The 25,548-nt window shown below is 43.9% G+C and carries 27 protein-coding genes and 1 riboswitch; of the genes, 8 read left to right on the top strand and 19 right to left on the bottom strand.

Translation table 11 applies throughout. The annotated features are described in order from the left end of the window. Positions 1 to 7 precede the first annotated feature (7 nt). The 7 genes from KP77_RS16210 to KP77_RS16240 all read right to left on the bottom strand — a co-directional run bounded on the left by KP77_RS16210 (position 8) and on the right by KP77_RS16240 (position 7,188). Positions 8 to 1,426: a glycosyltransferase family 2 protein gene (locus KP77_RS16210; RefSeq protein WP_041123772.1), complete on the bottom strand. Its 1,419-nt coding sequence runs from the start codon at positions 1,424 to 1,426 to the stop codon at positions 8 to 10. Next, on the bottom strand, positions 1,426 to 2,460 hold the full coding sequence (locus KP77_RS16215; RefSeq protein WP_041123773.1) for a HEAT repeat domain-containing protein: 1,035 nt from the start codon (positions 2,458 to 2,460) through the stop codon (positions 1,426 to 1,428). Before KP77_RS16215 ends, KP77_RS16210 begins: the two co-directional genes overlap by 1 nt. Beyond that, positions 2,460 to 4,088: a diguanylate cyclase domain-containing protein gene (locus KP77_RS16220; RefSeq protein WP_041123774.1), complete on the bottom strand. Its 1,629-nt coding sequence runs from the start codon at positions 4,086 to 4,088 to the stop codon at positions 2,460 to 2,462. The genes KP77_RS16215 and KP77_RS16220 overlap by 1 nt, the downstream gene beginning before the upstream one ends. 124 nt (positions 4,089 to 4,212) lie before the next feature. Next, positions 4,213 to 5,076, bottom strand: a complete 864-nt coding sequence (locus KP77_RS16225) for an amidase (protein WP_235420744.1) — start codon at positions 5,074 to 5,076, stop codon at positions 4,213 to 4,215. 51 nt (positions 5,077 to 5,127) lie between these two features. Further along, positions 5,128 to 5,212: riboswitch (cyclic di-GMP riboswitch) on the bottom strand. Positions 5,213 to 5,281: 69 nt separating this feature from the next. Then, positions 5,282 to 6,040, bottom strand: coding sequence for an ABC transporter permease (locus KP77_RS16230; protein WP_041123776.1), 759 nt, complete (start codon positions 6,038 to 6,040; stop codon positions 5,282 to 5,284). Continuing rightward, entirely contained in the window at positions 6,037 to 6,768 is a 732-nt protein-coding gene (locus KP77_RS16235) for an ABC transporter ATP-binding protein (RefSeq protein ID WP_041123777.1), read from the bottom strand. The genes KP77_RS16230 and KP77_RS16235 overlap by 4 nt, the downstream gene beginning before the upstream one ends. An 87-nt stretch (positions 6,769 to 6,855) precedes the next feature. Beyond that, a complete protein-coding gene (locus tag KP77_RS16240) occupies positions 6,856 to 7,188 on the bottom strand; it encodes a thioredoxin family protein (protein ID WP_041123778.1) in 333 nt (110 codons plus the stop codon). 157 nt (positions 7,189 to 7,345) lie between these two features. On the opposite strand from KP77_RS16240, the gene KP77_RS16245 reads away from it, so the two are divergent. Further along, a complete protein-coding gene (locus KP77_RS16245; RefSeq protein ID WP_041123779.1) occupies positions 7,346 to 8,206 on the top strand; it encodes an STAS domain-containing protein in 861 nt (286 codons plus the stop codon). A 79-nt stretch (positions 8,207 to 8,285) separates the two neighbouring features. On the opposite strand, the gene KP77_RS16250 is transcribed toward KP77_RS16245, so the two are convergent. Next, positions 8,286 to 9,434 carry an MFS transporter gene (locus KP77_RS16250; protein WP_041123780.1) on the bottom strand — a complete coding sequence of 383 codons (1,149 nt, stop codon included), beginning with the start codon at positions 9,432 to 9,434 and terminating at the stop codon, positions 8,286 to 8,288. A 167-nt stretch (positions 9,435 to 9,601) separates the two neighbouring features. Between KP77_RS16250 and KP77_RS17720 the strand changes: the two genes are divergently transcribed. Continuing rightward, positions 9,602 to 10,249: a DUF429 domain-containing protein gene (locus tag KP77_RS17720; RefSeq protein ID WP_052474375.1), complete on the top strand. Its 648-nt coding sequence runs from the start codon at positions 9,602 to 9,604 to the stop codon at positions 10,247 to 10,249. On the opposite strand, the gene KP77_RS16260 is transcribed toward KP77_RS17720, so the two are convergent. The 9 genes from KP77_RS16260 to KP77_RS16305 form a co-directional block, all read right to left on the bottom strand. After that, complete coding sequence (locus KP77_RS16260; protein ID WP_041123781.1) at positions 10,250 to 10,801, bottom strand: TVP38/TMEM64 family protein; 552 nt, start codon at positions 10,799 to 10,801, stop codon at positions 10,250 to 10,252. A 107-nt stretch (positions 10,802 to 10,908) separates the two neighbouring features. Beyond that, positions 10,909 to 12,546 (bottom strand): AMP-binding protein, encoded by a 1,638-nt coding sequence (locus tag KP77_RS16265; RefSeq protein ID WP_041123782.1) that lies wholly within the window; start codon positions 12,544 to 12,546, stop codon positions 10,909 to 10,911. 460 nt (positions 12,547 to 13,006) lie between these two features. Next, on the bottom strand, positions 13,007 to 13,219 hold the full coding sequence (locus KP77_RS16275) for a hypothetical protein (protein WP_041123784.1): 213 nt from the start codon (positions 13,217 to 13,219) through the stop codon (positions 13,007 to 13,009). Positions 13,220 to 13,280: 61 nt separating this feature from the next. Beyond that, positions 13,281 to 13,541: a hypothetical protein gene (locus KP77_RS16280; RefSeq protein WP_041123785.1), complete on the bottom strand. Its 261-nt coding sequence runs from the start codon at positions 13,539 to 13,541 to the stop codon at positions 13,281 to 13,283. Between the two features lie 56 nt (positions 13,542 to 13,597). Next, positions 13,598 to 14,668: a branched-chain amino acid aminotransferase gene (locus KP77_RS16285; protein ID WP_041123786.1), complete on the bottom strand. Its 1,071-nt coding sequence runs from the start codon at positions 14,666 to 14,668 to the stop codon at positions 13,598 to 13,600. 301 nt (positions 14,669 to 14,969) lie between these two features. Continuing rightward, positions 14,970 to 15,596 (bottom strand): NUDIX hydrolase, encoded by a 627-nt coding sequence (locus KP77_RS16290; RefSeq protein WP_041123787.1) that lies wholly within the window; start codon positions 15,594 to 15,596, stop codon positions 14,970 to 14,972. 69 nt (positions 15,597 to 15,665) lie between these two features. Next, the gene (locus KP77_RS16295; protein ID WP_041123788.1) at positions 15,666 to 16,304 is read right to left on the bottom strand and encodes an esterase/lipase family protein; all 639 of its coding nucleotides are present in this window, start codon (positions 16,302 to 16,304) and stop codon (positions 15,666 to 15,668) included. A gap of 24 nt (positions 16,305 to 16,328) precedes the next feature. Next, positions 16,329 to 16,886: a family 1 glycosylhydrolase gene (locus tag KP77_RS16300; protein WP_052474376.1), complete on the bottom strand. Its 558-nt coding sequence runs from the start codon at positions 16,884 to 16,886 to the stop codon at positions 16,329 to 16,331. A gap of 252 nt (positions 16,887 to 17,138) precedes the next feature. After that, positions 17,139 to 17,384 carry a type B 50S ribosomal protein L31 gene (locus KP77_RS16305; RefSeq protein ID WP_041123789.1) on the bottom strand — a complete coding sequence of 82 codons (246 nt, stop codon included), beginning with the start codon at positions 17,382 to 17,384 and terminating at the stop codon, positions 17,139 to 17,141. A gap of 166 nt (positions 17,385 to 17,550) precedes the next feature. Between KP77_RS16305 and selD the strand changes: the two genes are divergently transcribed. The 5 genes from selD to KP77_RS16330 all read left to right on the top strand — a co-directional run bounded on the left by selD (position 17,551) and on the right by KP77_RS16330 (position 21,028). Beyond that, positions 17,551 to 18,597, top strand: a complete 1,047-nt coding sequence (gene selD, locus KP77_RS16310) for a selenide, water dikinase SelD (RefSeq protein WP_041123790.1) — start codon at positions 17,551 to 17,553, stop codon at positions 18,595 to 18,597. An 18-nt stretch (positions 18,598 to 18,615) separates the two neighbouring features. After that, the gene (gene mnmH / locus KP77_RS16315) at positions 18,616 to 19,668 is read left to right on the top strand and encodes a tRNA 2-selenouridine(34) synthase MnmH (protein ID WP_041123791.1); all 1,053 of its coding nucleotides are present in this window, start codon (positions 18,616 to 18,618) and stop codon (positions 19,666 to 19,668) included. A gap of 48 nt (positions 19,669 to 19,716) precedes the next feature. After that, entirely contained in the window at positions 19,717 to 20,076 is a 360-nt protein-coding gene (locus KP77_RS16320) for a fluoride efflux transporter FluC (protein ID WP_041123792.1), read from the top strand. Continuing rightward, entirely contained in the window at positions 20,076 to 20,423 is a 348-nt protein-coding gene (locus KP77_RS16325; protein ID WP_041123793.1) for a fluoride efflux transporter FluC, read from the top strand. Before KP77_RS16320 ends, KP77_RS16325 begins: the two co-directional genes overlap by 1 nt. A 320-nt stretch (positions 20,424 to 20,743) precedes the next feature. Continuing rightward, positions 20,744 to 21,028 carry a hypothetical protein gene (locus tag KP77_RS16330; protein WP_041123794.1) on the top strand — a complete coding sequence of 95 codons (285 nt, stop codon included), beginning with the start codon at positions 20,744 to 20,746 and terminating at the stop codon, positions 21,026 to 21,028. A 13-nt stretch (positions 21,029 to 21,041) separates the two neighbouring features. Here the strand turns inward: KP77_RS16330 and KP77_RS16335 are convergent, their stop codons facing one another. Next, positions 21,042 to 21,392, bottom strand: a complete 351-nt coding sequence (locus KP77_RS16335; protein ID WP_041123795.1) for a hypothetical protein — start codon at positions 21,390 to 21,392, stop codon at positions 21,042 to 21,044. Positions 21,393 to 21,609: 217 nt separating this feature from the next. On the opposite strand from KP77_RS16335, the gene KP77_RS16340 reads away from it, so the two are divergent. After that, positions 21,610 to 23,826, top strand: coding sequence for an EAL domain-containing protein (locus KP77_RS16340; RefSeq protein WP_052474377.1), 2,217 nt, complete (start codon positions 21,610 to 21,612; stop codon positions 23,824 to 23,826). A 44-nt stretch (positions 23,827 to 23,870) separates the two neighbouring features. Here the strand turns inward: KP77_RS16340 and KP77_RS16345 are convergent, their stop codons facing one another. Beyond that, complete coding sequence (locus KP77_RS16345) at positions 23,871 to 25,523, bottom strand: glycoside hydrolase family 13 protein (RefSeq protein ID WP_041123796.1); 1,653 nt, start codon at positions 25,521 to 25,523, stop codon at positions 23,871 to 23,873. Positions 25,524 to 25,548: the final 25 nt, after the last annotated feature.

Genomic DNA, 25,548 nt, shown 5'->3' on the forward strand with positions numbered 1-25,548 from the left:
GGTTTTTTTAAGCTGCTTCTTCTTCAGAAATTCCTTTACGCTGCATATTTCCCCATGAACCTTTTTTACGAATTGCTGCGATCAGGCCACTGCACCGCCACACTACAGTTAAAGGACGATACCAAAAAGCCTCTGTCAGTGACCATATAAATAATGTCAGCAGACTTTTAACATCAGGATATTTGTGATAGGTCCACTCCTCAAGCAGGACAGCCAGACTGGATATAAGAGAGCCGTATACAACTGTTGCTATAAACATCACCAGTGTGATTTCCCAGGAAATAAAGGAGAATAATAATCCACCTATTATGATGATATAGCCAAGCAGTTCAAAAACAGCACTTAACAGTTCAACCACCAGGTAATAAGGTAGTGCGAACAGCCCAATTCCCTTGTATTTCGGATTCAGCAGCATTGTCTTGTGTGTCCACAGCGTTTCAGCGAGCCCTCTTTGCCATCTCCTCCGCTGGGCACTTAGCGCACTGACTGATGAAGGTGCTTCAGTCCAGCAGACGGGGTCCTGGATATACTCAATCCGCTGATTCGTCTGATCGTCTTTGATCGACTTGTGAATCCTGACAATCAGCTCCATATCCTCCCCGACTGTATCGACCTTATAACCGCCTGCTTTAATCACACGATTTTTCTCAAAGACGCCAAAAGCACCGGATACAATCAGCAGCATATTCATTCTGCTCAGGCCAAGCCGTCCAATTAAAAACGCTCTGAAATACTCAATGATCTGCATCAGTACAAGCGGTGTTCTCGGCAATGAGATTTTTTCCACTTCACTTCTGATGATTCTTGAGCCATTTGCAATTCTGACTGTTCCGCCTGTTGCAGTGACTTTTCCGTTAGAGTCAATTATCGGCTTCATCGTTTTTAACAGTGCATCACGATCAAGCAGAGAATCCCCGTCAATCGCTGCAAAATACGGGTATCTAGAGAAATTAATACCGGCATTCAACGCATCAGCTTTCCCCCCATTGTGCTTTTGAACAAGAAAAAGATTAGGGAATAATGTCGACTGATATGCCCGCTCCACAGGAGCAGTATCAAAGTGCCTGCGGATAGCCAGATCAATTTCCTTCATTCTGAATTCAGTAATCACTTTTTCACTCGTCTGATCTGATGAGCCGTCATCAATGACAATTACTTCAAATTGAGGATAGTTCAGCGCAAGCATTGAGCGAGCGGTACTGACAACTCCAACCTCTTCATTGTAAGCGGGCACGAGTACAGAAACCGGGAATGTGTCCTTGTTCATTGCGATTTCTTCGATATTAGCTTCTCTGTTCAGCTGCCGTTCCTTTTTAATTCTGGGTCCGGCTACAAAGAACATGCCAATATATAAAAGTGAAACACCCGTCATATAGACAATAATCATGACTGCTACTGTATTAATGATCCAACCGATCCATTCCATTATCGCATCACTCCAGTCTTCATCGTCTGAAGCTGTCTGGCCATATCTCTTGCATATGAATCTTCATGACCTTCAGCAGCAAATGTCAGCAGAATTTCTCCGTCCGGCATTTGTTTCAATGCTTCACAGGCGGCGAACCTGACCCACCAGTTCGGATCCCCTGCAAGCTTCATCAGCGAAGTTGAATAACGGGTAAGCTGAAGGATACCTGCGAGGCGCGCACCATACATTCTCTCTTCCCACTGCTCGGAAGTGAGAAATCCTGAAATTTTTTCAGCTGAAGAAATATACCTGTATTGGCAAAGTGCAGCAATGGCTTTCAGACGGATTTCTTTTTCAACATGTACAAGATGCTTTTCCACGTATGGCAGATGTTCGTAGTGTCCTGTCTCTCCAAAGTATGACAGCATGCTGGTCTTCACGATGACAGGCAGATCTTTTGCCTGCTTTAGCTGTTCCACTGAATCTGATGGAAGTCTTCTCAACAATTCTTTGATAAAACCGGTAGAGAATGCCTCATCCCTTTTTAATAACTGAATCAGCATTTCATCTCCAAAGCCCGCAAGCACACGCAGGGACTGACGGTATTCTTCATCTCTGTCCCGCAGATCCAGAAAGTGAGTTTTCACTTCTATCTGAAGCGAATCCATTTTAAAATCCTCAATATAGTAGAGGACGTTGACCCGCTCTGCCCAGCTTCCCTTTTTAAGAATCCGGCGGTAATAATCAGATAGATGCTGTTGCGCAGCCTGTTTCAGCCTCATCTCCTGTTCAGCACCTTTAATATTCGAAGCATAACCAAGCAGCAGCTTTTCCATCACACTGATCCTCACCATTTCTTCTGAAGGCAGGGACGGTTCGCGGTCAGATTCTCCTGACAAATAAGTCAGATAAGGGTTTAATATGTCTGTATAATTGCTGTCAATAAGCCTTTCTCTCTGTATGCCACGGTGCTTCGAAAATGACAAATATGCCAAAAGAATGACCTGCAACAGCAGAAACATACCTGCAACCCACAAAACAGCTGTGATCATTAACTGAACATCCTTTCCATCATCCGGTCAATTCTTGAGGCCACTTCCCTCACGTTAAAAGGCTTAACCATATAATCATCCGCACCCAGTCCAAGCGCTCTCTCAACCTCATGATCTCCCTGCCTCGCTGTCAGCATAGAAACCAATATGTTTTTTGTTCCATAGTTTTCTCTCAGCTTAGCAAGCACTTCGATTCCGTCCATCTTAGGCATCATGCCATCTAACAGAATCATATATTTCCGGCCTGTTTCAAACCAGTCGCCATGAAGAAAGTCTACACCGTTCGTGTAAGTCTTCACTTTCACTGACCGGCCACCGACTTTTCCACGTCTCTCGAAATGATCCTTCAGCATTTCCCTCACAAGCTCATCATCATCGACTACGACCAACACAATCTGTTCTTCAGCCAGCTGCAGACGGATCACATCTGAGTAGCGCACTGTACAATTACGACCTTTTTCTTTGGCGTAATAAAGTGATTGATCTGCATGCTCAATCAATTCCTTTACATGAACAGGACCGTTCCATTCTGTGAGACCGGCTGAAAACTGAACTTTAAATTCCTGTTCCCCTGCCGCAAACACATATGCATTGAAGACATCACGCCATCTCTGAATCTTCTTTTCCGCTTCCTGATATGTCACATCAGGCATGACAACTGAGAACTCTTCCCCTCCGAAACGGATCAGTCTGTCACCCGGGCCTTTCATCTTGAGAATGATTTTAGCAAACGTTTTCAGAACTCCGTCTCCTGCCGGGTGCCCATATGAGTCATTAACAGCCTTAAAATGATCCAGGTCAATCATCGCAAAAACAGCTGAAGTCATTTTCCCCTCAAGTATCTTACGGGTAGCCTGCACAATCTCCTTTTCAAGACAATCTCTTTTAAGAGCGCCAGTTAAAAAGTCATTTCTGATTTGACTGAGCAGCATATTCCGTTGAAATAATCTGTTTTTCAAAAATGGTACAATAATATTTTCATTAATCGGTTTGCCAATTACATCAAGCACACCCTGATCATAAGCAGCAATTCTTTTTTCATCTGTGAGCTCATCACTGACTAAGATAATAGGTGTCAGGTCTTTCCTGGCTTTTTTCATCATTTCTTTAATAGGCTGATCTCCAGCCTCAGATAATAGGCTCAGATCAACTAGAAGTAAATCTGGAGAAAGATCGTAGTAGTGCTCGAGACCCTTTGAGATTCCCATTGCGGTAAGGACCTGAAAATCCTGCTCTTCAAGAAAACTTTTCATCTTTTTGATGAATTCGATATCTCTTTCAATCATCAGCACAAAAGGGACTTCTGACTGCTTAAATACAGCTTCTTCCTGCACTTCAACGAATTGTTCAATGGATGCTGCTGTTTCAGCCTGCGTGCTTTCCAGTGTGTGCGTGAAAAATCTCCGCCATTCCTCCTTGATAAATACACGATTCCCATCTTCATTCAATAAGGCCAATACTTCCTCAGCCTGCTCAGATAAATGCTGTAAGCCGACCGTGCCTGCCGTTCCTTTTAATCCGTGAAAAAAACGATAACATTCATCTTCAGTGACAGCTTCTCTTGCATTCCATGCTGCTACAGTTTCCTCTATTTTCCGATTTAACATTTCCTGATAATTCGTGCTCATCCGCCCCACATCCTAAGTTTATTACTCGTATCTATTAACCTTTTCCGATCTTTTTCCCTATTATACTATTCTTTTAACACTTAAAAAGAACTTTCCCAATTTAGAGGAAAAGTTCTTCATGTCATTATGGATGCATTATTTTCCAGCTGTCAAAATGATGAATAGCAAAACCGCTGAAGCTGCTGTAGGACTTTACTTGCTCATATACTTGATCAAGTTCTCTATCCATCACGGCCTCACCTTCCTGATAAAACGAAAGATAATCACCTTCGTCAGTCTCACCAGTCTCTACACCAATCGTGACAGATTTAGAAAGCTTTTCGCCAACAGCTAATTCATGAAGGGAAAACGAAGTAATAAAGTCTGACGTATCCCTGTATGCCATGATCGTAATGCCATCTGTCTGTTTTTGAACCCAGTCAGATAATAATCCGGTTCCATATGCATTTTTGTACTTGATTTCATCAAACCAGAATGGCAGGTCTGCTTCAATATGAATATTCAATTGTTTCGTTTTCACTGAAGCTTCTGTGATGAGTGATTGATATGCTTTGATCACTGTCTCACGCTTCGTATTCCATCCACTGTAAAGATAAGGCTCGACATCAAGGTGTACACCCTTAAAAGCTGCTTCCCCGGAAGATGTTTTCTGATATTGTTCCACCCAGTCCAATAGTTGACGCAGCTGCAGGTAACCTTTTGGTGCAGCCCAATCCGGCGCTCCGTCCAGCGCATATACATCAATTCCAAGTTCAGCTGCGTCTGTAATAAAAGAGCGGTAGACATCTGCAGACAATTCCCGGTCAATTTGTACGTATACTTTCGTCACCTGTTTGTCAGTTAAAAACTCCAGCGTCTCCTGACTGCCATGAACCAGTGACCATGGATTCCACAGCCAGGTAGCCTTTTCAATATTCTCTGCTTTTGCCGGCACGGCCATGCTGCACATCACGCCAATCATAAGTAGTAATAGTGCAGAACCAAACATTTTCTTCACTTCGTCCTCCATTCTATAAGGTAGGCCCTCATAGAATGAGAACCCGGCAGCCAGACAACCATATGATAAACACTCAGGCTCACGGCTTTGCGTCCTTCCCTTTCGGAGAAGTTTGCCCTTATCAGATTCATTTTTAAATATTATATGACCATTTCCAAAAAGCGTCTATGCAAAAAAATTTTGCCTTAAGAGAAAGTTATTGTTTCTCAGGCTTCAATAATTGCATCCGCTCATTAAACAATGTCGGATAAGATAAAAATCCAAGCATCGCACTTGTCACAACAGCTGTTGTCAGCAGAAGGAATATAATCAGAAGCTGAAACATAACCGCCTGCAGCGGATCTGCCCCCGCTATAATCTGACCACTCATCATTCCCGGCAGCTGCACAAGACCAATTGTCTTCTGACTTTCAATTGTAGGAATCGTACTTGCCTGAATAGAAGAAATCAACGGCCGGTGAATCGCCTGCTTCGGTGTACCGCCAAGCGATAGAATTAATTCAGTCTCAGCTTCACGGGATTCAATTTCAGAAGTAAAACGGTTTAAAAACAGGATTGATAATACCATTGAGTTCCCGATCACCATTCCGCTGATTGGGATAATGTATTGTGCAGTAGCCGGGGTAATGTTGAGCCCAAGAAGAATTCCCTGGGTCAGCACCTCAATAAACACAAATGTCACGATCAACTTCCAGGTGATACCCTGAATCGATACACCTTTTTTACGTGCATTCTGAACAGCCGCTCCTATAATCAGAACAACCATTAAAAAGATATAGAAAAAGTTCTCTGCATCAAATACAAATTGTATGATATAACCGACTGCAAGCAGCTGAATGATTGCCCTGATGGTAGCTACGACCGCATCTTTTTCAAGGCCGAGATTCAGAGTTTTTGACAATATGAGGGGAATTAACACGAAAATCAGTGATAAACCGAGTAATAAAAAACTCATTCTGATTCCCCCTTTACAAACGTCTGTACTCTCGGATTCTGAGGATCTTTCAGCAGGCTGCTTTCACCTGTTTCCACCAGCTCCCCGTCCATCATGACCCAAGTATATTCCCCGATTGACAAGGCTTGCTTCAGGTTATGTGTAATCCACATAATCGTGGTCTGGTAGGTCTCGTTAATTCTGATGATCAGCTCTTCTATTTCCTGCTGTGATACGCGGTCAAGTGAAGATGTGATTTCATCAAGCAGGAGAATCTCAGGCTTCATCACAAGCGTCCTTGCAATCGACACCTTCTGCCGCTGTCCGCCTGATAAATCTTTTGCATTGCGGTCAAGAAAACGTTCATCAAGCCCAACCAGCCTGATCATTTCTTTCGCTGTCTCCTCCGGCAGTTCTTCTCCCTGAAGTTCAACAGGCAAGGCAAGATTCTTTCTGACTGTACCCGGGACCATGACTGCCTGCTGGAGTGCAATGCCTACTTTTCTTCTGAGGGTCACCGGTTCATAGGATGAGATTTTTTGATCGTCAATATAGATTTCTCCCGAATCAGGGGAAATCAATCCATTACATAATCTGAAAAGAGTTGTTTTTCCTGCTCCTGAAGGGCCGACAAGCGTAGTAATATGATTTTTGGGAAACCATCCTGTAATGTCATTCAGTATTTTTGTATCACCTGATTGATAATGAACATGGCTGAACTGAATCGCAGCCTGTGTATCTCTACTCATATGATTTTACTTCCTTTTCTCTTATTTATAATAATTACAATGTAATAATAATAATAAATAATACGAAAAAAGGCAAGCTCAGCCTGCCTAATTTTCAAATATACCTGTCATTTTAGTTAAAGATACTCTGAATTCATCTACTCTAATAAAACGGGCCTCTCTCAGCAGTTCTTTCCCCTCTGAAAAGATCAGCACGACCGGAACTGTGAAGATATTCAACTCACCCGCAACCTCTTCATATTCGTCTACTGTCACATGTCCAAATGATACTTCAGGGAAATCCTCCATTACGTGCTGAATTTTTGGCAGAAGGGCATGACAGACACTGCATCCTGTCCTCGAAATATACAGCACACTTAACTTTCTATTCATGAGATGATTTAATTCTTTACTTGTAACAATATTTATATAGTCTCTCATCCATTGATCTCCTCACATAGCTGCAAATGGTGATGCTTACATTTGCTGTTTTTTTCCTGTATGATTAAATTACCCATCTGTCACAATTATACACAGTTTCTACATACAGACTGTCTGCTCAACCAGTGCGTCAGTATTTTTTATCAGGAGGCTAAGCATGTCTGACGAATATAATTTAAATAATACTCAGTACCCATCTCTATATGAAGCATCCCAGACACTCTTTCGAATCATTAGTGAACGGCTCAATGTGAACACTGCTTATGTCACGCGAAGAGGCAAAAATGAAATGACAGTATTAAGTTCTTTTAACGACCGGGAAGACATTATTCCTGAAGGATATTCTGTAGAGTACGGCGGCACCTATTGCAGAATGATCATTTCCGATGAAAACAGTGCAATGACTACACCTGACCTGACGAAAAACCTGCTCACAAGTCAATTGGAAGTGACGGACCAGCTCGGTGTAAAAGGGTTTTTGGGTGTAACATTGAGAGATAGAGAGGGAGGGGTTTTCGGGACTTTGTGTGTCATGGATCAGGATGAAAGATCTTTTTCTGAGGAAGACATTCAATACCTCCATTCTCTGTCAGGTGTTCTATCCCATATGATCGAACTTGATCAAGTGAGTTATAATATGGCGTATTTGAATGTGCCAATTATACCGATCACGCCCGGCGTTTCGGTTTTATCCGTTCAAGGTATTGTAGACAGCAGAAGATCTGACATTATATTAAGTCATGTACTTCAATATTGTACAGACCACCAGGTACATACGTTTATTATTGATTTATCTGGGCTTGTTATTTTAAATGACCAGCTGCCACAGGCGCTTTCCGATCTCGCGCAGGCGCTTAGAGTAATGGGGATCAGGCCGATCATTACCGGCATCACACCCGAGATTGCAAAGCATGATTTAAAGCATGCACAGCTGACCACCCTTCATATTGAAACAGCGAGAAGCCTCGAACAGGCAATGGCGTTAATTGGATTCTCTTTAACCGAAACAACAAATTGACAGTCGATTAAGAAAGATGCGCTCAGACTGTCTTGACTAACTTATAAAAGCATCCGCTCTCATTGGGCGGATGCTTCTCTTATTTTTTCAGCGTAACGTGTCTTGCAGTTATCCAAAGTACGATTTGTATCACACCCATCGTCACGATGATTGCTGCCATTCCATACAGAGCCACGGTGTAGCTCCCTGTAAAATCATATACAGCACCAACTCCAAGCGGCCCAAGCGCTGAAATCACATAACCGCCACCCTGAGACATTGCCGCCCAGGCGCTCGCTTCCTGATACGTATTGGTTTCTATAATCGGCAGCATTAAGGCCAGCGGGAACAGACCGCCTGCGCCAAGACCGATCAAAAGCATGGCAATCAGCGGATGACCGCCTGAAATCAGCAGAAAAATACCGCCAAGCTCGATCACCGTACAGCCGATTAAGGTTGGAAATACATATCCGTATTTCGCAACAAGGCTTGGAATAATAAAAGATGACGGGATCTGAATCAATACAAATGCTGTTAACATTGAACCGGCAACGACAGAATTATAGCCCATGCTCTGAATAATTGGTGCGCCCCATGCAGTCACTGAATAAAAAATGCTCGACATCAGCCCAAAGAATACCAGAATCAGCCAGGCTCTCCCACTCCCCCATGGTAAAGCTGACTTCTCAGGAAGGTCCGCCTTCTTTTTACCAGGAAAACGAATCCACACCACCATCGCAGCAACACCGAGCAGTGCCCAAATCGCAAGTGCGGGCTCCCAGTTTCCGGCGGCCTGATAGATCGGCGCTGACAAACCGGTTGCACTGGCTGCACCGATTGCCATAGATACCGTATACACACCGACAACACCGGGCTTAGTAGGAAAATACTGCTTGATAAAGCCGGATACGAGCGGACCCGCCACTCCAATACCCACGCCTGCCAGAAAAGCAGTCACGATTAACAGTGGAACTGTTCCAAAGAAGCCTCTTAATGCGGTTGCAATGGTAATGAGAAGAAGCGAATAAAAGAGTCCACGCTCAAGACCGACGCGCCCGCTGATTTTTGTCGCAAGCGGCGCAAAAATCCCCATACACAATACAGGGAGTGTGGTCAGCAGCCCGGCAGTCGTACCACTCATCCCGAGATCCTGCTGAATTGTATCTAAAAGCGGTGCGACTGATGTAATCGCAGGCCGCAGATTAATAGATATTAAAAATAGTGCAATGATTAAATACCAGACTTTCATTTTGTCACCTTCTCATATATTAATAGGATCTGCACCGCATCAAGCAGTGTCTAATCCTCTCAGGTTATCATACCAGGCGCACAAAAGGACATTTGCCCTCTTACATATATGAAGTTTTTTCTGACACTGATAAGATAAGAGAAATACTTTTATAAGGGGTGAGTTACTTGATCGTTATAGGAATTGACTTGTCAGGTCCATCTAATCACAAAGATACGGTTGCAGCTGCGTTTTCAGTGAAAGAAAACCGGTTGTCATTTATAGAATCAATCAATGTCGCTTCAGATCAGGATATTTTGTCGCTTGCAGGGCGTTATCTCGGAAAAGAAAAGGTGGTCATTGGTATTGATGCTCCTTTATCTTATCAGGACGGCGGAGGGGACAGAGTGCAGGATAAAGCGCTCAGAGGTGTGCTGAAAGAAGGTGGATTAAACGGCAGCTCCATTATGACGCCAACGATGACACGTATGGTGTATATCACACTGAGAGGCATTCAGCTGAGCCGGATGCTGCAAAACCTGCATGGCGATGCTGAAATCGTGGAGGTGCACCCGGGTGCGGCTATAGGCCTGAGGATGCCTGCACCTGAACTCGCATTAACTTACAAAAAAGATACAGCAGCACGAACAGCCGTTTTCAACTGGCTGACAGAACAATACTTCTCAGAGCTGCCGGACACAACCGCTGACACGACGCACGCGATTGACGCATGCGGTGCTGCTCTTGCAGCTTGGTATTACGCTGCGCCTGACAAGAATTCCATATGGGTCTATGAAAAAACATCAGCAGCCCATCCGTTTGTGATGTGCTGCTGACTAAGAAATCGTATCTATTTTATCATCATTCATTTTGCCAATGACTTTATAAACAATCAGCAGCATCATAAATAAAACTGCTGTACCATACCAGGGCAGTTCATGAATCGCTCCGCCAAATGCAGTATAAATGACGGCAGGTGCGATGACGCCAATCATGGAATAAAACATATACTCTTTTCGTGTATCAGTCATCTCCATCAGATAGAAAGAAAGCAGATGAAAATGAACAAATGGCATGATCCGCAACACCATGATCTGTCCAACTGATAATTGGCGGTCAGGCAGCACTTTATCTTTTAATTTTGACAGCTTATCTTTAAATGACGGAAAACGATAGATGAGTACATAAGAGACAAAGCTCATCAGGGTCATGCCGATAAATGAGAGGATGGCCCCTTCAACAAACCCAAACAGCAGTCCGCCTGCTACACAGACTAAAATAACCGGTAAAAATAACAATGGTCTTAATAAATGCAATAATACAAACAGAGCAGGACCGAGCCAGCCGGATTCTTCAATGAAATGCTGTACTTGTGACAATTCGTCCATTCGGTCGCCCCCCTGTTTTAAACGTAATTAGATTTATCATATAACCTTTTAAGTTAATTTGCACCATGAAAAACCGGACCTGCAGATCAGACCCGGTTACTCTTATATTATGAAGTTTTCATACCTGTTTTTTCAAGTGATCTCTCCCGCAGCACATATTTTTGTATCTTACCGGAAGCCGTCATTGGGTAGGCATCAGTGAATTCAATATACTTTGGAATTTTATGATGTGATATTTTGCCACGGCAATAAGACCTCAGTTCTTCTTCAGTTAGTGCAGATCCTTCTTTTAAAATGATCCATGCCATCAGCTCCTCACCATACTTCGCGTCAGGTACACCAACGACCTGAACGTCCTGAATCGCAGGATGCTGATAGAGAAATTCTTCAATTTCGCGCGGATAAATGTTTTCCCCTCCACGGATAATCATATCTTTTATTCTGCCGGTAATCGCAATATAACCATCTTCATCCATGACAGCAATATCACCGGTATGAAGCCAGCCTTCCTGATCGATCGCAGCTTCAGTCGCTTCATCATTATTATAATAACCTTTCATAATCAGATAGCCTCTTGTACACAGCTCGCCCGGTTCCCCGGAAGCAACTTCCTGACCTGTTAACGGATCAATGATTTTCACCTCAACCCCCGGATGCGGCTTACCAACTGTTGCCACACGCTTTTCGATTGCATCATCAGGTCTGGTCTGCGTAATCACAGGTGACGATTCTGTCTGACCGTAGCAGATTGTAATTTCATCAGCACCCATATCATGAATCACTTTTTTCATGACCTCGATCGGACACGGTGACCCTGCCATGATCCCTGTGCGCAGCGAAGATGTATCAAACGTATGGTACTCAGGATGGTTCAGCTCTGCGATAAACATGGTTGGCACCCCGTGAAGCGCCGTACACTTTTCATCCTGTACGGCACGCAGTACTTTCAGTGGATCAAACTGTTCGAGCAGCACCATTGTAGCGCCGTGCGTGACAGCTGCTAGCGTGCCAAGCACACACCCAAAACAGTGGAAAAACGGCACAGGTATACAGACACGGTCTTTCTCCGTCAGCTTCATATAGTCCCCGATCAGCTGCGCATTGTTGACAATATTGGAATGAGTGAGCATGACGCCCTTTGGGAATCCAGTCGTCCCTGATGTGTACTGAATATTAATTACATCATCTATATGCAAAGAAGCGAACTGTTCTTCAAGTGTTTGATCCGAGACCTGTTCTGCATAAGCTGCGAATTCACTCCACGTAAAAATACCCGGATAGTCATTGTCACTCATCACAATCACACGCTTCAGATGCGGCAGTTTACTGTTTTGCAGGTTGCCCTTTTCAGAAGCAGAAAGCTCCGGACAGATTGCATTGATGATTTCTATGTAGGAAGTTCCTTTGAATTCCTCTCCTAAGATCAGTGTAGTGGCATCTGACTGTTCAAGCAGATATGTCAGCTCAGCCTGCTGGTAATTGGTATTGACGGTGACGAGTACGGCACCCATTTTACCTGTGGCATACTGACTCAGCAGCCACTCCCGCTTATTATCAGACCAGATTGCGACATGTTCCCCTTTGCGAATGCCAAGACCAATAAACGCTTTTGCTAAGTCGTCTGTTTCCTGGTCAAACTCTCTGTAGGTCTTGCGAATCTGATGTTCCGGATAGACGTACGCCTCCACATCCCCATATGAATGCGCCATATCACGGACGATTTGACCAACCGTTTTCTCAATCATGGTTAAAACCCCTTTCTCCCATATGTTCCCTTCTATATTATCATAATGTTCAGAAAATATGGATCACATGGTGAAATTGGGTTTTTGGGTGGTTGAGGGGGGGCAGATGGCACTTGGTGAAGGGATGTGGCTCGGCAGTGGGGTGATGTGTACGGTTGGGTGAGGGAGATGGGCGACGGGGGGAAGGTGGAATTCCATCAGTTTCAGGCATATTTCCTTCAGCGGTTGAACGTATTCCGTCAATCTGAATTGTATTACATTAGTGTGAATTTTTATTCCTTCAGGCAGGCTGACGAGGCGATTATTCCCTTCAGAAGCCACGTTAATTCCTTCATTGAGGTATCTATTTCCATCAGCGGATCACACAATTCCTTCACCGCAGAGTAGACGCTAAGCGGCCATCCACTACCATACCGAAAACAAAAAAAGAGCTGGCATATTCGCTCCAGCTCCATTAGAATCATACCTTCTCCACAATATAAGCACGTTTCGTCTGGTAGGAAGGACCGTGACTATGATAGCCCTCATACCAGGACACCACTCTGTACTCGCGTGATGAATCAGTAAATAACTGGTCTTCATTTGACGATAGTAACAGAATATCCTCTTTTGAGATGATGTCCTTCAATTCTTCGCCGCTATAATTTCTGCCGGGTTCAAGTGTCTGTGTCATCGTACCACTCCTTTTTTGCGAATTGGTACGTCTTTTCCCATTATCTGCTTACTTAAACCAGTCAGAGCCCACGCTCTGTCTGCAGTCTGTGAATGTATTCCTGTGCTTCAGACTGATTCAGGCCCGTCTCATCCCTGACAAAGCCCACGATAATGTCCTGATCCTGATGACTGCGGATCAGATTCACTACCTGCTGCTCGAGCTTTTTGTCATGAACAAGCCTTTCTGAAATACTCTGATGGCTCTTTTTATTATGATGGATAAGGACCCCGATAATTAATACGAGCATCATCCCCGTCATAATGAATGCGACATAAACCATTTAAAAAACACCCTCCCTGCATGTTATTTTACAACAGGGAAGGTGTTCTCGGCATGCTATTTTACTTCAACAGTCCAATTGAATTCATCAGGTCGTCTGCCCGTCTGAATGCCTGTAATGGTATCGTAAAGCTTCTGGGACAGTTCGCCGATTTCATGATTGTTAATGACCATTTTCTTATCTCCCCAGTTGAGCTCTCCTACAGGTGAGATCACAGCTGCAGTCCCGGTTCCGAATGCTTCCTGGATCAGTCCCTGCTCATAAAGGTCATACAGTTCATCAATTGCAATCCGGCGCTCGATCACCGGTACACCCCAGCTATTCAGAACTTCAAGAATCGACATACGGGTAACACCTTTTAAGATACTGCCGCTCAGTGCAGGTGTTACAACCTCACCGCCGATTTTAAAGAAAATATTCATACTCCCCACTTCTTCAATGTAGCGCTTTTCAATTCCATCCAGCCAGAGAACGTCAGCATTACCGGACTTTTTCGCGCCGGCCTGTGCCTGGTACCCTGAAGAATAGTTCCCCGCTGTCTTCGCCATACCCGTGCCGCCTTTTACAGCACGTGTGAATTCCTGTTCCACGTGAATCGTGACAGGCTTGAGGCCGCCGGGAAAATACGGGCCCACTGGTGAAAGAAGCACCATCATCCGGTACGTTTTTGAAGGACTGACTGCAAGGTTCGGTTCAGTCGCAATAATAAACGGGCGTATATAAAGTGAGTGTCCAGGTTCTGCCGGCACCCAGTCTTTTTCGAGTTCAATCAGTGTTTTTAAATGCTCGAGTACCTGCTCTTCATCAACCGGAGGAATGCTCAGACGTGCACCGGAGAGATTCAGCCGCTCAAAGTTCTTCTCAGGACGGAATAAAAGGATACGGTTATCCTCAGTCCGGTAAGCTTTTAATCCTTCGAAAATAGTTTGTCCATAGTGAAAAATCATTGCAGCCGGATCGAGCGTAATGGGTGAATAAGGTGTGATTCTGGCATCATGCCAGCCCTTTTCCTCTTCATACTCCATGATGAACATATGATCAGTAAATGTCGTGCCAAAAGGAACCCCCGCAGATGGCTTTGCTTTCAGCTGCTGGCTTTTTACAATTTCAAGTGTTTGTGTCTTCATCTGTCATAACTCCTTTTTGGTTGTTTATTTGAATTATTGTAACAGAAGTTTTACTGATTGAAAGTGTTAAAGTGAAAAAATTCAGAAATTATTGTTTTTTGGGATGGGTGGGGGTTCGCGTTATAAGGTGGCGTGTTCGGTGTATTTGTTGTGTGGTTCGGCACTTAACATGTGAACTTCGACACGCACAGCCGCATGTTCAACACTCACACCGGAATGTTCGCCACTTCAGGACTATTGCCCCTCACCCACTCAAATAAAAAAAGACAACAGCACAACGCTGTCATCTTCTTCTCAAAACTTAGTCATTCCCTATCAGAATCGTATCAATGAATTCTTTCAGCACCCGCGCTGTAAGCCCCCAGATCACGCGGCCATTATAGTGATAAAAGTACTCTGTGTACTGCCTTGTCTGCCATTTATACTCACGGCCGTTTGCGATCAGGTCATACGGAAAGCCATCGTCAGGCTTTACTTCCACGCGGATAATATGTTCGTCCGGCTGCTCATTCAGGAAAAATGACAGGGGCACTGTGAAGACCTCTTCCACTTCCGCCGGGTTCGGTTCAATTTCTGATTCATTATCCAAAAATCCGACGTAGGTACTGATCGTCATGCCAAATGGTGAGACCAGCTTTCCAAAAGAATAGACACGGCTGATAGAGGTCTCACAAAGGCCAAGCTCTTCACGGGCTTCGCGGACTGCTGCTCCTTTTGCGCTGTCATCATCGCTGTCTACCCTGCCGCCCGGAAAACAGATTTCCCCCGGCTGTCTGCGCATTGTAAGGGAGCGGACCTCAAAAAGCAGATGCAGCCCATCATCCTTTTTGATAAAAGGAATCATGATGGAATAATTTTTGACGGTTTCTTCTCCAAGAATGATCGGCTCATGTGCCTGCAGCCGTTCGATAATTTTATGTTCTTCCATGTCACCAGCCCCGTTGTTTTTTTCTTAACTATAACAGAGTTCTTGAACGATCTGACTGTTGACTACTTTTTAAGTATGCTCTAAAAAGTACCCCGTTTGAAGAAAATGGTGGATAAGCTTTGCAGTTTCCGGGCGATGATGAATTTGTTTGTGATGGTATGGAAGGATTAAATAATCTTTCAGCTCCGGTATCCAGACAGAAGATGTCTCAACGCGGCCATCATTTCGTTGTCTCAGCATCTTACCAAGTAAAAGTCCGGCTCGGTCTCCGGCAGTCGCTCCAATTTCCACATCTGATTTGAAAAATTGATACTGTGTAATAAACGTGGGTGTAATGGAAAACAGAGTTTTGTAAACAAAAGTAAATGGACGTATCCAGTGAGCTAACCCTGCCAGACTGCTTTCCTGATTTGGTGTTGCAACCAATACGACACGCATCACTTTACTGGCACATAATGGATCTGAAAGTACTTTGCGAATCACAATTCCACCAGTACTGTGCCCGATTAAAAACACTTTTTCACCATTTCTTATTTTTTCATTTATCTGAGCAGCCAGGATGGCAGCCGCTTCTTCAAATGAATGAAATGTCAGTTGAAATGAGAGATTGATACAGTTATAGCCCATTTGCCCGAGATATTGCTCAAGCGGATACATATCAGATGCAGCTTTATTAAAACCGTGAATGAGAAATACTTTGTGATCCACTTGCCTTCTCTCCTTCGCAACATATCAAGATGATTCTTCATCTTCGTGGCCTGCTTCAAGCCATGCACCAGGCTGGTGTGTTAAGTAAGAAATTGAATAGTAATTGATGCCAAGGAAATCAATTGCTGCTGACATCGTCTCAAGGTCGCCCTCTTTTATGAAGGAAAAATCAGTGTATTGACGGTAGTAATCAAGCAGATCGGCCGGATATTGTCCTTTAAATACCGGATCAAGGAACCAGCGATTCAGGAATCCGTCCCATCTGACAGCTACTTCTTTTGATGAAGCGCTTTCATCAAATGCATAAGATGAGTTCAGATTTAATGTAATACCAATCTCACCTGCAAGCTGTCTTTCTCTGAAACGTTTCGTAACCATTCCATGTGACAGCAGAACGTGGTGAGCTGCTTTTAGAAACGCCGGAATATCACGATAGCCTGGTGCATGTTCACCTGAACCGTATCCAAGCCAGCTGACAACCCAAGGTTCATTATGAGTAATCCAGTTAGAGACTCTGTCTCCAAAACGGTCAAAGATCACGTCACAGTAATGAACGAATTCGTCAACGATGCTTCGGTTCATCCATCCAGCCTGATATATCGGTATTTCCCGAGGGAGTCGTCCCCCTGCAGCGAGAATCACCAGCTGTGCTAAAACTACATTTATCTTTATCAAAACTTTCCTTTTAAAAAACACTCTTTTACCTTAGAAAATGACTGTTTCAACTCATGGGACATAAATAGCAGCGACGGCAATATGACACCTTAAGATGTCTGTAACGACAAAAAAGACTGAGACATATGCTGTCCCAGCCTGATTGGATCATGGTGCTTCTTAAGATAAGTTGTATTTCTTATTAAATCTTTCAGCGCGTCCATCCTTATCAGCAAACTTCTGTCTGCCAGTATAAAACGGATGCGTATCAGAACTTACTTCCACTTTTAATAATGGATACGTGTTGCCGTCTTCCCACTCAATTGTTTCATTAGATGACTTTGTAGAACCAGTCAGGAATTTAAAGCCGCTGTTTGTATCCATAAATACTACTTTGCGATATTCCGGATGTGTATTTTGTCTCATTATATATAACCTCCAATTAATTAAATCGTAAGCATTACGTTTTATATTTAATCATGTTTTCACCGTGCATGCAAACATTAAGGTTCAACATAATCATCATGAGACTGATATTGTTAAATTTGTGCTAAACTAATAGGAAATGATTTGATTTGAAAGGTTGATCATAATGACAAACACAATAAAATTAACTTCACTCTCTTCTAAAGGCGGGTGCGGCTGTAAAATCGGTCCTGCAGATCTTTCACAGGTTTTGAAGAACCTTCCGCAGGCTGCTGCTGACCCTAACTTACTCGTTGGACTCGACACAAGCGATGATGCGGGTGTGTATAAGATTAATGAAGAAACAGCACTTGTTCAGACACTTGATTTCTTTACACCGATCGTTGACGATCCTTATGATTTCGGACAAATTGCAGCAGCTAATGCAATCAGTGACGTATACGCGATGGGCGGTACCCCGCTGACTGCACTGAATATCGTTGCCTTCCCTATCTCAACGCTTGATAAAAGCATCCTGACAGATATTCTTCGCGGCGCAGGCGATAAGTTAAAAGAAGCAGGCGTGACACTTGTAGGCGGGCATTCTATTGATGACCAGGAGCCAAAATTCGGTCTTGCTGTGACAGGAACGGTCCATCCGGATAAAGTCAGAGCGAATAACGGTGCAAAACCCGGTGATAAACTGATTCTGACGAAGCCGATTGGGGTCGGTATTTCAACTACAGCACTAAAAAACGGCCTGCTTAGTGAGGAAGAAAAGCAAAACGTTACAAAAGTGATGGCTACATTGAATAAAAAGGCAGCTGAAACAATGGCAGGCTTCGATGTCCACGCCGCAACAGATGTAACAGGCTTCGGCCTGCTCGGACATGCTTCAGAAATGGCGGCAGGAAGTGAGGCAGGAATACGTATATACAGCAGCCAGGTTCCTGTCCTTCCACGCGTTCGTGAATTAGCGGAGAGCGGAACGATTCCGGGTGGAACGAAAAACAACTATGCGCACTTAGATGGAAAAGTATCCTTCCCTGATGAAATGGATCAGATCGACCGCTATATTTTATGTGATGCTGTAACATCAGGCGGGCTGTTGATTTCTGTAGGCGAAAATGAATCAGATGAACTGCTTGCGAAGCTGCGTGATCAGCAGGTGGATGCTCATCTGATTGGAGAAGTTGTCAGTGACCATAGCGGGAAAATCAGTGTTCAATCATAAGTCGGAAGGTGAACAGTTGTGACAAGAGAAATCAGCTTACATGATTTGATGAAGGCTCATGAGAATAACGATAGAATCCTGGTGGATGTCCGCTCACCCGGTGAGTTTGAAGAAGGCTCGATTCCCGGCAGCGTGAATATACCGGTTTTTGATAACGAAGAGCGTGCAGAAATCGGTACGATCTATAAGCAGGTTGGACAGGAAGCAGCAAAAGAGCGCGGACTTGAAATTTTCTCGGCCAAGCTTCCTTCATTTGTTAAGCAGTTCCAAGACCTCGGCGGCCCTGTCTCAGTCTTCTGCTGGCGCGGCGGTATGAGAAGTAAAACTGCGGCTACCACTACTGAGCTGATGGGTGTTGATGTGAACAGACTGACAGGGGGAATCCGCACATACAGACAGTGGGTTGTGCAATCCCTTGAGGAGTATGCATTCACACCCGACCTACTCGTATTGAACGGTTATACAGGCTCAGGTAAAACAGTGATTTTGAACCGGTTAAAGGAAGCTGGGTACCCGGTGATTGATCTTGAGAAAATGGCTGGGCACAGAGGCTCGATCTTTGGTCAGATCGGTCTAAATCCAAGCAACCAGAAAAAGTTCGACTCCCTTCTGGTGACTGAGCTTAGAAAATTGAAAAATTCTCCATATATTTTAATTGAAGGAGAAAGCAGAAGAATTGGCCGCGTGCATATGCCGGACTTCCTTCATGAGAAAAAGGAGCAGGCACCTCAGCTGTTTCTTGACCTTCCTGCTGATGTACGGGTGCAAAATATCCTTGAGGACTATCAGCCGGAGGAGATGCCTGAACAATTCATGGAGGCTTTCGAAAGAATTGAGCGCAGGCTGCATACACCGATTTCCCGGGAAATACGCGAGCTGTTGACAAACGGTGATTATGAGAAAGCTGTACACCTTTTACTCATTCATTATTACGATCCAAGATACGAGCACTCAATCAGTTCTCAGGATGGCTCTCATATGTTTATTAAAGCTGCATCAATGGATGAGGCTTATGAGAAAGTAAAAAAAGCAGCGGATTCTTTCCGTTATTCAGCAAGCCGCCAGAATTAATGGCGGCTTCTGTGTCTTTTTCAGACTTATATTCAAAGGATGATGTCCATGAATCTGTTATGGGTTGGCCTGGGCGGGGCTGCAGGTGTACTCCTCCGATCCGCAGCCGGCGTCTATATACAAAGCAGTTTTCCCTTTTCCACATTAATTGTGAACCTTCTTGGCTCTTTTTTACTCGGATTGCTTTCCACTGCTCCGCTTAAAATCAGCAGCAGTGTCAGGCTCGCAGTTACAACGGGACTGCTCGGCTCGTTTACGACTCTGTCAGCTGTCAGTGCGGAGCTTTTCAGCTTTCTGCAGGAAGGCCAATATGTATTCGCACTGATCTATCTTCTAATCAGCTTAACAGGCGGTTTTATACTTGCTTATTATGGCATGAAAACCGGCAGGAAAGCAGGTGGAATGTGATGACTCTTTTGATGCTCGGTGTTGGGGGTTTTTTGGGTGCAACCTCGCGTTATCTGATATCAACGTACGGCAACAAAGCCTTTCCAGTCATTCCTTTTGGGACGCTGCTGGTTAACCTGCTTGGCTCTTTTCTGCTTGGCATGGTCATAGCGCTTGAATTATCTTCTGCTTTCAATGCGCTGTTTGCAACAGGCTTTCTTAGTGCATTTACAACCTTTTCAACGATGCAGACAGAAGCGGTTAAGCTTTTTGAAGAAGATCAGCGGGTCAGAGCGCTCCTGTATTTATTGCTGACATTTTTGGCTGGAACACTTTTTGCCTCTCTCGGCTTTATAGTGATGATCTGAAAAAGATGCTTATATACGCGAAAAAATCTCCGGCTGTCACCAGAGATGTCCGCAATTTATATGGGTGGGGAAGAATATATGCTGTCTTAATCGCCAATTCGGGTGGTTGGATCCTTTTCTTTAAGAAAGCCGCTGTCTTCCCGGCAGTCACTACAATGCAGCAAAATAGCGGTCCTTTGATCCGCCACTCCACCGTTGATTTACGTGGTCACAAGGAATATTTACCCCGTGTTTTTAACATTGAAACCACCCTGAACACATTGAGCATATTCTCCCGGATTTGCAGTTTAGATAACCATTAATATAAAGGAGCTGATGACATGAACCAGAAAGAAATAGAAGCTTATATTATTCAGAAGTATCAGGAAGATGAGCAGTTGATGGTCCGCATATTTGTAGAATGGTGTCATGAAAATAATCTGGATCCCGAAAAATTATATCAGGAAGCATATCCCGCACAGCCGCCTAATACGCTGCTTAAGCAGTTGAACGCAGAACGCGAACCCTTTGATATGACCGTAGACGCTGGGACCCTTATCAATGTGCTTCAAATCTTCGGTAATGACGATCTTGCACATATTGTTTCAGTCTATGCAAACAAGTGAAAAGCAGGCTGCTTTAAGGAAGCAGCCTGAACACATTTCCCCACTCATCAGGCAGCTGATCAATCCCAATCTCACGGAAGATTTCACGATCTGTCGTCATGACTACCTGCCAGTGAAGGCATGCCTGATCAATTTCAATGGCTGTCCTGTTTTTTAATGTACTGATATTTAAGTGAAGAAGCTTCTCTCTTACTCTCTCCCTTTCCTCTTCATTCATCATTACCGGCTTAAAGTCTATTTTTTCATCGTTTATTACACTGGTTCTCAATACGTGGCTTTTCTCAAAATTAACAATCGTTCTATAGGATTTTCCAATCAAATCTGAGATCTCGATTTCGAGCTGTCTGAGTTCTTCTTTTTTCATACATATCCCCCACTCTAAAGGATTTTTTTATCTTCATTTTACCATCCTGACTTTATTTAGCGGAAGGATAAAATGAAGTCCTTTAGACTTGCATCAATATGTATCTTTTTACACCTTTATGACAATATAATCGTGACATACGTCACTAATCGTTTTATGATAGAAATAATTAATGATTTCTTATGTTAGCTGTTCTGAATGATGAGGAGGAGAATGCATGAGTCACCTGAAAGCGGATCCCCACTATTTATTTGATTTTTTTACCGGGCTTTATAAAATGGTTTTCCTGATGGAAGTAGATACGCAAGGATATAAATACAGAAATGTAACACCTGAAGCTGTCCGTCTTGCCTCACTCCCCGACGACTGGAAAGGCCGCTATCTTCATGAGATCTATGATGAAAAAGTTGCAGCTCCTTTAATTACACAATACGATGCTGCGACTTCAACCGGTCAGCCGGTTTTTTATTCTGATCAGATGAATAAGCTTTCCAATATCTCGGAATATGCAGCTTCTGCCCTTATGCCCATTACTGATGAGCGCGGCTGTGTTCGATATATTATCGGGTTAACCAATGACCTGTCAGACTCCACATCAGCAAAGCTGCTCGCTTCTATAGAAAATATCGATTACCTGACCGGACTGCCAAGTCTTTTACAGGTGAAATCTGAGCTTGCAACAATAGAAGATCAGCATATATCCGTTTTATATTTAAATATAGACCGCTTTAAGCTGATTAATGAATGGCTGGGAATTGAAGCAACGAATGTTCTCTTAAAGAAAATTGCCAAACAGACAGCTGGGCTCTTACCGTCCGGATCGATTCTCGGGCGAATAGATGGAGATGAATTCATTATTGCAGTGATGGATCATACAGAAGGTGCTGCAAGGGCACTTGCCGAAAGAATTCTTGATTCCTTATCTGTCTTCACTTATGAAGTGAATGGTGTATCGATTCCCGTGACTGGATGCGTGGGAATCTGCAGCATTCCCGGTCATCCGAACTCAATGATTACGAACGCCTGTGCAGCGATGGTCGAAGCGAAAAGAGAAGGAAGAAATTCAATCCGGCTTTTCATAAAAGAAGGACATCTGCAGGAGCATATTGACGAAGCCATTATGGAAGCTGAATTATATAAAGCACTTCAGGAAGATGAACTCACAGTGTATTATCAGCCAAAGTTAAACACACTGACAAATCAGGTTCATTATGAAGCACTCGTACGCTGGTTCAGCCCTGTGCTTGGCACCGTGCCGCCCCTGAAGTTTATTCCAGTGGCTGAGAAAACAACGCTGATTCACGAGATCACCAGGACGGTTGTACGTAAAGTCTGTCATGATCTGAGAACCCGTCCTGAACTTTTTAACAATTCCAGAACATCAATTAACCTGTCTGCGTGTCTTTTTGAGCCGGAGCTGATTGATACACACTTTGTACAGGTGATTAATGAATATAAAGCTGACCCTACTAAAATTGAGATTGAGATCACAGAAAATATCCTGATGAAAAATCCGACGAAAGGAATCGAACTCGTTAATTATCTGAAAGAGCTCGGTTTCAGGGTTGTGATTGATGATTTTGGTGTCAGCTATTCATCCTTAAATTATTTACGAAACTTTTCGCTCGATGGAATCAAAATTGACCGGTCGTTCATTTCACAAATTGATCAGATGAACAGCGAGAAGGATATCAGCATTGTCCATTTTATTATTCAGCTTGCCCGTAAATTGAATCTTTACGTGACAGCTGAAGGGGTCGAAACAAAGGAACAATTCGACATTTTAACAAGTTTGGGCTGTCATGAGATTCAGGGATATTACTTCAGCAGACCGCTTCCCGTTGAAAAACTTGAACAGGCGCTTGAGCATTTCTTCAGTTATACACTTACAGAAGCTGTGCAAGGTCAGCAGGAGGTCGCTGCAACCGGTCTGAGTGCTGAAGATAAGCGCCTGAAAGAAGTGGAACAGCTGCAGATTCTTGATACCCCGGAAGAAGAACGCTTTGATCGGATTACACGGATGATCAAAGAGGCTTTTCATGCGCCTGTTTGCTTTATTTCAATCATTGATGACCATAGGCAGTGGTTCAAATCCTGCATCGGTCTGCCCGAACCGGTTCAGACGATCAGGGAAGTGCCACGGGAACTGTCACTTTGTGATCATGTGATCAGACAGAAGCAACCATTGATTATTGAAAACATCTCTGAGCACCCTGATGAGTCTATACAGGCTCTTTTTGAAGGGAGCGGCATGCAGTTTTATGCCGGTTTTCCTATTTCATCACAGGGAGAAATGGTTGGTACATTATGTATCACTGATTATCTTCCGCGCATTTTCAATGCACAGCAGATGCAAATGATGCTTGATTATTCAAAGTGGGTTGAGTCAGAGCTGGAGTTACACCGCCTTGGAGTGAATGGATGTAAAAACTGAAACAGAGGCTGAGACAATGATGATGTCTCAGCCTCTGCCTGTAATCAACCTGTCGTTTTGATCTCATATACGCGGGCTTCATAAGGTTTTAAGTCAATCTTTTCAGGCAGATTGTTCCTTGCCTCCGCACCAACCTGAACATTGCCGATCACAAGCCGGGTTTTCGCACCGGAGAATTCACGCGGGCAATCAGCTGTAATGGAGGCGTCTGAGTGATTCAATGCAACAAGCCACGTTACATTCTGATAACTTCTTCTGTACATATACAGCGGCTCCTGCCCTTTCGACAGATCTTCATAGTCACCGTAAACCATGACCGGATGCTCTTTTCTGAGCTCGATTAAGTTCTGATACGTGTAAAATACTGAGCTTTGATCTTCAAGCGCCTGTTCCACATTGATGTCCGGATAATTCGGATTCAGTTTGATCCATGGTGTGCCGCTTGTAAAACCTGCATGCTCTTCGCTGTTCCAGTGCATCGGTGTACGGGAATTATCACGGCTGAGCAACAGCAGATCTTCAAACACTTCCTGTGGATCTCTCCCTTTTTCCACTTCTTCTTTATACTTATTTTTCATTGCAATATCATTGTAATCATCGATTGAATCAAATCTCACACCAGTCATGCCAAGCTCTTCTCCCTGGTAGATATAAGGCATACCGGGCAGCGTATGAAGCATAATAGCAAGCATCTTTGCTGATTCAACGCGGTACTGTCCGTCATTTCCGTAGCGGGTTACCTGACGGGTATGGTCATGATTATTCAGAAACTGTGAGTTCCACCCCTTTTCAAAGACGCCCTTATACCAGCTTTCCTGAATTTCCTTGTAACGCATCAGATCCATCACCGGCATTTCATCTGCCACCTGAAAATGAAATAGCGTATTCAGTTCATGACGGTCTTCATGCACGTATAAAAGACCCGTCTCAGGATTGACGAAAGGAATCTCTCCCACTGTCATCACGTCATAATGAGACAGCACTTCACGATTCATCTCCTGCAGATAATCATGGATACCCGGGTTATCAGCGAGGTAATTGATATGCTCAGGACGCTCGGCATCCGGAAAACCCTCCTGCTTTGCCAGCAGATTAATGACATCCATTCTGAAACCGTCAATCCCAAGGTCCAGCCATGATCTCATCATCCGGTAAATTTCATTTCTAACCTCAGCGTTTTCCCAGTTCAGGTCAGGCTGCTCTTTTGCAAATGAGTGAAAATAATATTCTCCTGTCTGCTCATCCTTCGTCCAAGTTGAAGGTTCAAAATAGGAGCGCCAATTGTTCGGAGGTCCGCCTTCTTTGCCTTCACGCCAGATATACCAGTCACGCTTCGGATGATCCTCAGATGATTTTGAATCAAGAAACCATGGGTGCTGATCTGAAGTATGATTCACTACAAGATCCATGATGACTTTCATCCCTTTAGCGTGAATGGCTGCAAGCAGCTCTTTAAACGTGTCCATATCCCCCGCTTTCTCCATAACAGCCTCATAATCGGAAATATCATAGCCGTTATCACGATCAGGTGATTCATAAAACGGATTCAGCCAGATGACATCCACACCAAGCTTCTTTATGTAGTCCAGCTTTTCAATTACACCTCTAAGGTCCCCATATCCATCACCATTACTGTCATAAAAGCTGCGCCAGTAGACCTGATAGACGACCGCTTCTTTCCACCAAGTTTTTTTCATGAGAATCCCTCCAGTCTTCAATGTA

The sequence above is a fragment of the Jeotgalibacillus alimentarius genome (assembly GCF_000829445.1).
GTDB classification, from domain to species: Bacteria; Bacillota; Bacilli; order Bacillales; family Jeotgalibacillaceae; genus Jeotgalibacillus; species Jeotgalibacillus alimentarius.